At 27.0% G+C, this 10,932-nt stretch carries 9 protein-coding genes and 1 pseudogene; 1 reads left to right on the top strand and 9 read right to left on the bottom strand.

The annotated features are described in order from the left end of the window. Nucleotides 1-107 precede the first annotated feature (107 nt). The 9 genes and pseudogenes from MBFIL_RS09745 to MBFIL_RS09705 all read right to left on the bottom strand — a co-directional run bounded on the left by MBFIL_RS09745 (nt 108) and on the right by MBFIL_RS09705 (nt 9,241). Entirely contained in the window at nt 108-1,001 is an 894-nt protein-coding gene (locus tag MBFIL_RS09745) for a right-handed parallel beta-helix repeat-containing protein (protein ID WP_066973992.1), read from the bottom strand. 146 nt (nt 1,002-1,147) lie between these two features. Next, a complete protein-coding gene (locus MBFIL_RS09740) occupies nt 1,148-1,705 on the bottom strand; it encodes a methanogenesis marker 17 protein (protein WP_066973990.1) in 558 nt (185 codons plus the stop codon). Nucleotides 1,706-1,739: 34 nt separating this feature from the next. Further along, nucleotides 1,740-2,981: a methanogenesis marker 15 protein gene (locus MBFIL_RS09735; protein WP_066973988.1), complete on the bottom strand. Its 1,242-nt coding sequence runs from the start codon at nt 2,979-2,981 to the stop codon at nt 1,740-1,742. Nucleotides 2,982-3,236: 255 nt separating this feature from the next. After that, nucleotides 3,237-3,668 (bottom strand): annotated as a pseudogene (locus tag MBFIL_RS10360) (methanogenesis marker 5 protein); the annotation flags it as partial. Between the two features lie 250 nt (nt 3,669-3,918). Next, nucleotides 3,919-4,386, bottom strand: coding sequence for a methanogenesis marker 6 protein (locus MBFIL_RS09725; RefSeq protein WP_066973986.1), 468 nt, complete (start codon nt 4,384-4,386; stop codon nt 3,919-3,921). Nucleotides 4,387-4,468: 82 nt separating this feature from the next. Then, nucleotides 4,469-6,004 (bottom strand): methyl-coenzyme M reductase-associated protein Mmp3, encoded by a 1,536-nt coding sequence (gene mmp3, locus MBFIL_RS09720; RefSeq protein WP_066973985.1) that lies wholly within the window; start codon nt 6,002-6,004, stop codon nt 4,469-4,471. 328 nt (nt 6,005-6,332) lie between these two features. Then, nucleotides 6,333-7,310, bottom strand: coding sequence for a methanogenesis marker 2 protein (locus tag MBFIL_RS09715; RefSeq protein WP_066973983.1), 978 nt, complete (start codon nt 7,308-7,310; stop codon nt 6,333-6,335). 24 nt (nt 7,311-7,334) lie between these two features. Next, nucleotides 7,335-8,675: a DUF2117 domain-containing protein gene (locus MBFIL_RS09710; protein WP_245637490.1), complete on the bottom strand. Its 1,341-nt coding sequence runs from the start codon at nt 8,673-8,675 to the stop codon at nt 7,335-7,337. Nucleotides 8,676-8,731: 56 nt separating this feature from the next. Beyond that, nucleotides 8,732-9,241, bottom strand: coding sequence for a PIN domain-containing protein (locus tag MBFIL_RS09705; protein WP_066973980.1), 510 nt, complete (start codon nt 9,239-9,241; stop codon nt 8,732-8,734). A gap of 1,006 nt (nt 9,242-10,247) precedes the next feature. Here MBFIL_RS09705 and MBFIL_RS09700 point away from each other — a divergent pair. Next, the gene (locus MBFIL_RS09700; RefSeq protein ID WP_066973979.1) at nt 10,248-10,769 is read left to right on the top strand and encodes a MogA/MoaB family molybdenum cofactor biosynthesis protein; all 522 of its coding nucleotides are present in this window, start codon (nt 10,248-10,250) and stop codon (nt 10,767-10,769) included. The last annotated feature ends 163 nt before the right edge of the window (nt 10,770-10,932 follow it).

Genomic DNA, 10,932 nt, shown 5'->3' with positions numbered 1-10,932 from the left:
AAACACATTAAAAAAGTTTAAAACTAAAACACAAAAAATAGACTAAAAAACTAAAACAAAAACTAAAAAACATCTAAAACCATATCCAACAATCATAAACCTTTATTTTAATTATGGATAATCTCCTTTAATTTATTAAATTTTACATTATTTTTATTTCCTGAAATATCAATTCCACAACTATTATTATATAATTTATTAAAGCGTACTAAATTCTTATTTCCATTTATAACAAGCCCAAAAGTATTGTGTTTAGCAATATTCCGCCTAACAGTATTTTTAGTACCATTAATATGTATTCCCAAATAATAATAAGAAACATTATTATAAGAAATTAAGTTATTTTTCCCTGATGCTCCAATGAAATCATGTTTTACATGATTATGTGAAATATTATTCTTATTTCCATTGACACTTAAACTACTTCTCATTAAATTATTAAATTTGAATATATTTTTATTTCCATTTACAGAAATTCCAATAATATTCTTAAAAAGATAATTTTTAGATATATAACTATTATCTGTTTTTCCACTGATGCCAATATAATAATTGTTTAAAGTTATTCCAATAATTTTTACTTTATTTGAATTAATATCAATTGCAATACAATTGGAATTATCAATAAATGGAGTTTTATTGTCCATGATTTCAAATGATTCATCACTACCCTCACTCGAAATGAAATGGTGAAGTTGTGTATCCTTAGTATAGTTTCCAATGAATATTACTTTATTCTTTGAATTTTTAGTTGTTGTTAGGGTTATTTGTTTCTTTACGTTTAATCTTATATTATAATATTTTCCTGCTTTAAATTTAACAGTATCTCCATTTGCAATAGTTTTATTATTGATAAGTGGTATTTTTCCCTCAATCATTTTAGATATTGTAATGACCTTAGTAGAATTATCTATTGTGTAAGTTGCAGCATTTATCGTGTTCATACCTATTAGTATTAGACAAATAGCTATTAATATTAGAAAAATTCCTTTTTTGATCATCTCTAATTTCACCAGGTTTATTTTATCCATTAAATATTATTTTTAATTATTTTTAATAATTTATTAAGGAATTATTAAAGTAATTTTTGAAATTTAGGTAAAATACTATAATAAATTTAATATTATATCCAATCTTAGATAAATATTTAAGATTCTGCTAATTCATCCACAAAACTTTGAGCCTTTGTTATCCAATCCTCTTTTATCAATTCGTCAGTACATACAATAGCTATTGTATCATCTGTAGATAAATCACGAATTACTCTGAATCCTTCAGGAATTATTCTAAATATTGAATCATAAACTCTTTTTTTAAGATTATCTTTTGGAGAGAAAATTATTTGTTCATTTAAATTATCTATTTTTCCATCTATCTCAAGTAAGAGTCTATTTGGTTGATAAATATTTTCTCTACCATATTCAATCCACAGCTTGTTTAGAATGTTTGGAAGATATTTTTCGTTTTTTATAGTTATTATTGTTTTGTTAGTTTCTTTATCAAATTCTACAGCTGAAACTTCATCTAATCTTATAACTTCAGAAGTTTTATCCATTTTAATAGCTATTATAAATACGACATCATCAGGATTTACAAAAACTCTCATATCTTTAATAGAGGGAGATAATTGGAGATCTTGAAAAATTTGTTTAATAATCATTTCATAAACTTCCGCACCTTCCTTATCATTACTTTCTACTAACATAATTAACCCATTCCATGATAAATAAGATTATTTATTATTTATTTTCCTGACGTTTACCCATTCCTGAAACTAAAAGTGCTGCTCCTACTGCCCCAATGTATTGAGAGTATTCTGGAACTATAACATTTATGTCACCTAATGTTTCACTAACTGCTTTTACAAGACCTGAGATTAAAGAAGTTCCACCTACTTGAATTAGTGGTTCCCTTATGTCAATTTCTTGAAGTTGTTGTTCATATACTTGTTCTGCTACTGAATGACACGCAGCTGCAGCTGCATCTTCTTTTGAGCCTCCTGCAGCTAATGTTGTAACTAAATCTTGAATACCAAATACAATACAGTAACTATTAAGTGTTGCTTTTTTATAGTCCCCTTTCATAGCTAAAGCTCCAAGGTCACTTATATCAACATCTAATCTTCTTGAAGTCATATCTAAAAATCTTCCAGATGCTCCTGCACAAATCCCCCCCATTGTAAAGTTATCAGGAATTCCATCATTAACTGTTATGACCTTGTTGTCCATTCCACCAATATCCAGTACTGTTGCTTCTCCTTTTTGATGACCTGCTAAGTAAACTGCTCCTTTTGCATTTACTGAAAGTTCTTCTTGAACAAGTTCTGCATTTAATTTCTTTCCTATTGTTAAACGACCATACCCAGTTGTTCCAATACCATCAATGTCATCCATTGTGTAGCCAGTTCCCTCAAAAGCTTCTTTTGCACCAATATCAACAGAGCCCATGATATCTTTAGTTGCTGTCCAACCAGTTCCTATAACCTTGTTATTTTCCATTAAAACAACTTTTGTTGTTGTTGAACCAGAATCAATTCCAAGAGTAAGTCCTTCTTGCTTTTCACGAGCCAATATACTTTTTCTAGCCACAGTTGTTGTTAAAGCTTCCATTCTAATAAATAGCTCATCTGCTTTTGTTCTTTCTGTGAATGAATAAGTTACAACTGGTATTCGTGAGTTTTCTTGAAGAAATCGTCTGACTTCATTTCTAATTAATGCTCCTTCTGCACATCTAAAGCAAGTAGCTACAAAGATTGCATCTGCTTGGCTTTTCCCCTCAATAATAGACATTGCTCTTGCAATCATTAATTTTAAGCTTGAACTTTGAGCATAAAATCCGAATTTTTCATAAGCTTCATCAATGTACTCTAAACTAATTTCAGGAATAACAATTTCAGACCCAAAGGTGTTTGCTGCTTTTTCAATCTCTTTTTGAATCCCACTATATTCTGTACCACAGGAAATTAAAGCTATTTTAACCATCCACTATTCCTCCTTTCATTCTCCATTTTCTGTTTTAGGATTTGAAGTACCTGTTATCTTATCAGATTCCTTATTAAACTCATGTAAGTTAGAATCAGAATCTTCAAGAGCATTGTATTCTGGTAAATTATCATTAGTACTCTCATTAGAAGGATTATTATCAGCATTATTATTAATATTATTAATATTATTATTAATATTATTAGTATTATTATTAGTATTAATAATATCCTCATTAGTAGAATTTGATTTAGGTAATGAATCTAAGAATGTATTGATTTTATTCACCATATCCATTGTTTCATCTCTTGATTTTGGATATTTTAATTCAATAGTTGGAACTCTTCTTTTTCTAAGTGTAAATGTAGATAATTCATTGGTTCTTGCACAGCCGATACAACCAAAACCAAAGGGAGCATCATCAACGATTATTGCTGCTTCAGCTTCTTCAATTAGTGGTCCTATAACAGACATACGACCTCTAACTCCAGATGGAACTTCAATAGCTGCATATTTAAGCCCTTGAATAGGATCGTCCTCAGTTATGTTCATAGGTGGAGAATCTATTTCAGGGTCAACTACTTTTTTTCTAACAGCTTTTTGCAATGCTAAAGGCTCATGACCTTTTCTTTCTATTAAATCAGCCAGTATAAGTGAATTTGGAGGAAATAATGCTACTTTTACCATTCTAACACCTTTAATTAAATATAATTATGTTTTGTTTTATGTTACTTAATTTACATTATATAACATTTATTGAAATCAGTTATTTTATAATTATTCTTAATGAATTAATAGTTATTTTATAATTATTCTTAATGAATTAATAGCTACTTTATAATCATTCTTAATGAATTAATAGTTATTTTATAATTATCTTAATGAATTAATAGCTACTTTATAATCATTCTTAATGAATTAATAGCTATTCTAATAGCTATTCTTTAGAACATGATTTTTTAAAAGCTTTTTCAAGTTCATCTACAGAAACTGGCTTCTTTTCTTCAAGAGAAACTTTCCTAGGATTTTTTAAAGCATCGGAAACATGACCCAATAATTGGAATTCTTTTTCCATTTGGTGAAATCCTTCTCGTGGACCTTTTCTGTGACCTCTACACCTTCTAGGATCTCCTGGTGGAAATCCACGATCTCTTGTGAAAATATTATAAGGATCTAATTTTCTAAGGCTTTCAATAGCTGTTAGAACATCTTTTTCATCTCCGCTTACCATTGCACCATAACAAGTTTGCTTTATAGTTAGTGGTAAGTTTAAAAGATGAAGATGATTAGTCACTTCACTTTCACTTACTTCTGCTTTAGGTCCCAATATAATCATTCTTGTTATGTTATCAGGATCTTGATCCTGAACATTAAGATCTGGAGTAGGACATACATTTTCACCCATTGAGTTCACCTGAATAATATTATTTTAAAATATTAATACTTAATATATCAATCTAATTAAATCTAATTAATTTATGGAATTATTATGCTTCTCTAAGATAAATAAGGTCTCCTTCTTTAATTTTTTCAAGAAGTTTCAAGTCAGTATCTATTTTTCCAATTATATTGGTAGCATTTAGAGGTTCAGCAGTAGGTCCAAATTCTGAATTGTCTTCAAACCTAACACCAATTAATCCAACGTTTTTTCTAGACATGTTAGTTATACCAATAGTTCCAGCAGATATAACCCTTTCTGGAGTGTTTTCAGGAATAAGTCCTTTTGATTCTTTATTATCCCCTTCAAATATTAATAACTTCATTCCTGGAACTGCAAAATGAACTTTTAAGTGACCTATAGGTTTTTCAACTAAGTCAGTGACCTTTTTAAAATACCATGTAGATCGTGGAGCCTCATTTAACATTTCAACGATAACAAGATCATCTATATTAATTCCTTTAGTTTTAACTGCATTATTTTCTAAAATATCAATAGTAGTCAGTGGTTCTTGGAATACTACAATTGCATCATCGTTATCTAAGCCAGTTCTTTCTTGTTTAACTCCACGAAGAGATAAAAAATCGTTAGCTTCTTTTTGAGTCATGTTGATTGTCATTATTCTTTCAGGGTCTGATTTAACAGTTATAAATTCTCCAGATTTTGCAATATCTACAAGTTCCATTCCTTTTTTAATAAATCCGATAACCGTGTGTGCTGGAGACTGAACTCTATCTTCACGATAAATATAAACTTTTCCAACACCTACACCATCATTTCTAAGAGTTACAGTTCCTCTTTTTCTAGGAATTGCTTCTTCAGCAGGTTTAGATAAACCTTGCATATTATAAAACCCAATAAATGAGTTAGAATCATAATCAATCCGTAGTTTATCATCTTCCATTAATGAAAACATGTGTTCCACTGATTGTGGAGATTTCTTATTAGGCTCAATTAACACATAAGTAAATAATTGATTCCCATTTTCTAAAATTGTGTTCAAATCAGAGATTGCTGCAGTTTCTACAACACTTTGTCTTTCAACTACGGGTTCAATAGCTAAAATATTATCATCATCTGTTAAAAGATTTAAAGTTCGCCTACCTCCAACAATTCGAGCAAAAACTCCTTTATTTATATTTGGAGCACCATAAACACCATTATGATCTTCTTTAGCTATTAAAACATGGGTAGATTCCTTACTAAATCCAGATAAACTTAGAAAGACATCCCCTTGATGATACTTAAATTCTTCCATTGAGGGTTCTAAATCAGTATAAATTGGACCAATAGCTATTTCATTAGATGTTGTCCATCGAATTGTAGTTTTTGCAAATTCAAGATAGCTATTTTTCCATATATCAATTAAAGGATTAGCTATTTCATCTGAAAGCATTTCAATAATAATACTTCCCTTAGGAGTTTTAATTTTAAATTTATTGATATTTTTTTCAAAATCCTTTTTTCCTTTAATAATTGACAATATACTTCCAGTACAGTAAGGCGCTTTCGTTATATTAATCGCATCTTCAATAGTAGAACCTTCTGGAAGTTTAATATCCTCCCCATTGACTTTAACTAGCATAAAATCCTCCAACATACCTACAATTACCCATAAATAAATATAAAGAAAACATAGTTAAAATAACTTGAATAAAGTTAAAATAACTGAAATATAGTTAAATAATTTGAATATATTCATGTTTTATAATACTTACAATTTAATCTATAATAACATATATGTTGTTTATTTGTTAAAAACTTTAATATTTATTCCAAATAATGCAAAGTATTCAAATAATACAATGTAAAAAAATAATCTAAAAATATGATAATCTAAAAATAATGATTAAAATTATAAAATTATAAAGATTTAATTCATTTAATCATAAGGTAACTAAAATATAGCCCAATTAATCAGATAATCCAATTACAGGATTCTTTTCCTGATCAAATAATAGTTTTTTCTGATTATCATATGTTAAAAATAGCTTTTTATCCTCTATTATTTCGCCAACTACTGCTGTTTCAATAGAATATTTTTTAAGTAAAGATATAACAGAATCCACATTTTCTTCTTTGGCTGTTAAAACAAATCCTGCTCCAGGATAAATTTTTAACCATTCTTCCCATGAAACATCACTATTTCGAGGTATTTTTTCAAGTTCTACAATTGCACCACATGAAGAAGATTCCAGAAGCATTTCTAAGGTTCCAAGAATTCCAGGATTACTAATATCCTTGCCTGCTGTGATTAGGTCCTTTTCAGCTATTGTTTTCATTACTTTGATTTGATCTTGAACCAGTTTAGGAGATTTATGGAATGTTGTGTCCCAATTCAGGGCAAACTTATCATGTTGCTTTCCATCTAAATCAATAGCTACAAGAACCTTATTTCCAACAGTTGCACCGAAACTTGTTATTAAATGATCCTTTTTAGCTATTCCAACAATTGAAACATCTAATGAGTTGTAATTTGAATCTGGATGAAGATGCCCTCCAACCATTGGAACATTAAATTTCTTACACCCCTCAACAATACCTTTTAGAACTTCATTAGCTATTTTTTCATTGTCAATGGATAAAATATTAACCATAGCTATTGGTTTTCCACCCATAGCTGCAATATCATTAACATTAACAAGTACTGAACAATATCCTGCCCAATAAGGATCAGCATCCATTAACTTTCCCCAAATACCATCTGCAGCAACTAAAACAACAGTATTGTCCCCAATATCAATAGCTGATGCATCATCACCAAAAGCCAGTAAAGTTTCACCAGAAACATTATAAACATCTTTTAGAAGATTTGTAACATTTTCAATTGATTTTTTCCTTGTTACACCTTCAAAATTTTGAATTGAATCGATTAAACTATCTAAATTCAAAAACACACCTCATGATAAGAATGATTAATAATAATTAAGTTTATAGTTTGATGTTATGTTTTTTACTATTTTTAAAATTTTCTTTGAAAAATCTTCAATAAATAAATGTTTAGAAGAAAAATTATTAGAATAGCTATTTTTCTCATATTTAATAATATTTTTAGAACTGAATAATTCTTTAAATATCAAAGTTCCAATAATATTGTCTAAATCATCTCCAAGTTCTATAATAATCGATCCTTTAGTTTGAAATCCTTCTAAAACCACGTTATCAATATTTCCATTAATTATCCCAATAATTGGTATATTAAACCTATAAAGAATATCTGAAGCTATTAAAGTCGTGTCATCACCAATAGCTATTGCCAAATCCACAGAGTTTAAATTGTAAATATCATAAAATCCATTATCAACGAAAGCTACTTTAAAACAATTATTATTATTATTATTATTAGACATAATATCAGAATCTTCTAAAATGCGGGGTGTTACCTTTAATTTTCTAAGGAGTCCTGTTTTAACAATGACCTTATTTAAATCAACTTTACCTAATTTTTGAGAAGCATTTGTATTAAGAACTCCACCAACAATTTCAGTGATGTATCCATTAGTAGCTATTAATTTAAGTTTGCATGATGTAGATTTTCCAATGACAAGTCCATTAACAAATATATTTTCATTAGGATTAACACCTCGAATATCTCTAACTATCTTATCTTCAAAATCAAGATCATTTTGAATATTAATATAATTATATTCATTATTCTCATTGTTCGATTTAATAAATTCAATATAATCTTCAAATAAAGCTAAATCATTATTATCAAAATATTTATTAAGAATATCATGAGGATCTACAATATCTAAACTAAATAAAATAGCTATTTCATTAATTATTTTATTAATAATATTTTTAGTTGAAATATCTAAAGAATTATCATTATATTCAAAATCAAAGATATTCCAACTTATTAAACTTCCATTATCTTCGCCAGGTCTCTCAATTTGAATAAATTTAGGATATTTCCAACCATTATTAATAAAAGAATTTTTGAATACTTTAAAACCAAATGTTTGACCTGTTATTTGAGAATTACCATAGTTTATTAGAAAGATATAATCTTTACTTTTCTCTTTAAATATTTTTACAGATTCACTTGGAAGTCTGCGAGTGGATATATCAATTATATTTTCTAAAGATGCATCGATAACTGCAGTTTTACCTATATTTCCTCCAAGTATTGCTTCAACTTCACCAAAGCTTGAAAGTATATCTATGATCTTCATTGCATATCCTGAATCGATTATAGTAGGTCCATGAACTACGATACCTATTTTAATATTGTCTTTAATATTATTTTTCAATGTATACACCTTTAATTAGAAAATAATCGATCCAAATACTTCTCTTTTATTATGCCTTATCTTTTTATTCTTTTCTTAAATATTTTAGATCCACATATTTCACAATCATCATGAGGATAGCTATCTTCATACTCTTTTCTACAGCCATTACATGTTTTAGCCCAATTATATACTCCTTTAATCCCTTCAGTTAAAATACTTTCATAAATAATGTTTAATATTTTGGCTACATTTTGTATGGAATAATCATCAGTTATTATTTTAACAATCATTTCATTTGAAAGATCTAATGCTAAGGATAAAAGTTTTTTATCAGCACCAGATAATCTTAAGTTATCTCCAGAGTTAGATATTACATTATCAATTTTTTCATTTGATATTTGCGATGGTTCTTTAATAGTTAATTTATTTTCATTTATTGCTTCTTCTAATATTAATTTAGACTTCATATCTTTGACTTCATCGGTGATTTCGGGAATAGTAAAATTTAATGAACTTTTAGGTTCAAATCCTCCAATAAAAGCAGATGCATCTAAAATATAAGCTGTTTTCTCATTTTTATCCATGATATTTAAATTTAATTTTAATATTAATAAATTTATTTAATGAAATGAATGAAACAATTTAAACTCAAATATGAAAAAGTATATAAATAAAATTAGTATTATAAGTTATAATAGCTATCTATTAATAAAAAATATTGTGAAATTTATTTGATAATATTTGATCGAACAGGTCATATATATAATGAACAGATTAATATATATGTTGAAAAATAGTTATAAATAATACAATTAATCATTATAAAAAATGGCAAATCCAATAAAATCAATAAATTTCTAATAAACACATACATTCATTAAATTTATTAATTAATAGCTATTATAAAGAACATGATTGAAAGAAAATTATAGTTAAAATAGCTTAAAAACGAATTAAAGCAATTCAATAGAGCAAATATTTGAAATTAAGTATTTTTAATAAATAACATAAACTTTATAAATAAAGAAATATATAAAGAATAACAGAAGGGTATGGTATAATCATAACTCTTATTATATTCATTTAAATTGGTATTGAATCCGCCTCTAATCCCATTTTAAATCCATACCCTCCTATTATCCTAAATTTTACATTAACACTACAGACTATTTTTATTTTAAATATATGCTCATTTTAGAAAGAATTTGATCCAACATACTAACTATTTTTCTAGTAATACTATTTTTTGTAATTATACGAAAATTAAAAATAAAAAATTAAATTATATAGTTTAACTTAATAGTATAATGAATAATATTATTTAGTTAGATAATATAACATCTAAACGATAAATATCAACAATCAAGTTTAATTTATCAAATTAAGGAGTTTATAACTTATAACTAATAATATTACAAATTAATAAATTAATTTTAAAAATATTTCAAAATTAAGACTAAGATTTAAAGAATAAATTTTTAAAATAAAAAATTCAAGATTAAAATAGTAAATCCAATATTAAACAAAAAGATAATAAACCTAATTAATAAATAAAAAATAAATGATAAAAATTAAGATAGGGACAATATTATGAGCAGTAAAACAAGCCAAAATCACAAAAAACATGCCCCAAAAAACATTCTATGCGGAGTCATTACTTTAAGTGACACCAAATCCAAAGAATATGAAAATGGAGAGAATAATGACATTTCTGGTCAATATTTAGTTGAAAAATTAAATGAAAAAAATACAGTAAATAGCTATAAAATAATTCCAGATAACAAAATTTTATTAGTGAATACTATTAATGATATGATAGCTAAAAATATTGATATAATATTTACTACTGGAGGAACAGGAATTGGAAGTAGAGATATAACCATTGAAACTCTTGAGAATATTTTTGAAAAGAAAATAGTGGGTTTTGGTGAATTATTTAGGCTCAAAACCTATGAAGAATTAGGTGCTATTTCAATACTTTCACGTGCAACCGCAGGAGTCTATAAAAAAACAGTTATACTTGCACTACCTGGATCTCCAAATGCAGTTAAATTAGGACTATCTTTAGTTATAGATGAACTTGGTCATTTAACTAAACATTTAAAAGAATAAATAAAGTAATAAAAAGTAATAAAAAGTAATAAAAAGGGCTATGTCAAAAACTTCATGGTTGAGATAATTTTTCCTCTTTCTTGCTCCCATTTTATTCTTTGAAGATCTAAATAGGTTGTTATTCCTTGTTCTGTCTTGTATATTTTTTTCAGGTGTCTTGGTA

The organism is Methanobrevibacter filiformis (assembly GCF_001639265.1).
In the GTDB taxonomy this organism is placed as follows: domain Archaea; phylum Methanobacteriota; class Methanobacteria; order Methanobacteriales; family Methanobacteriaceae; genus Methanacia; species Methanacia filiformis.
This window is presented reverse-complemented; position numbering and strand designations above follow the sequence as displayed.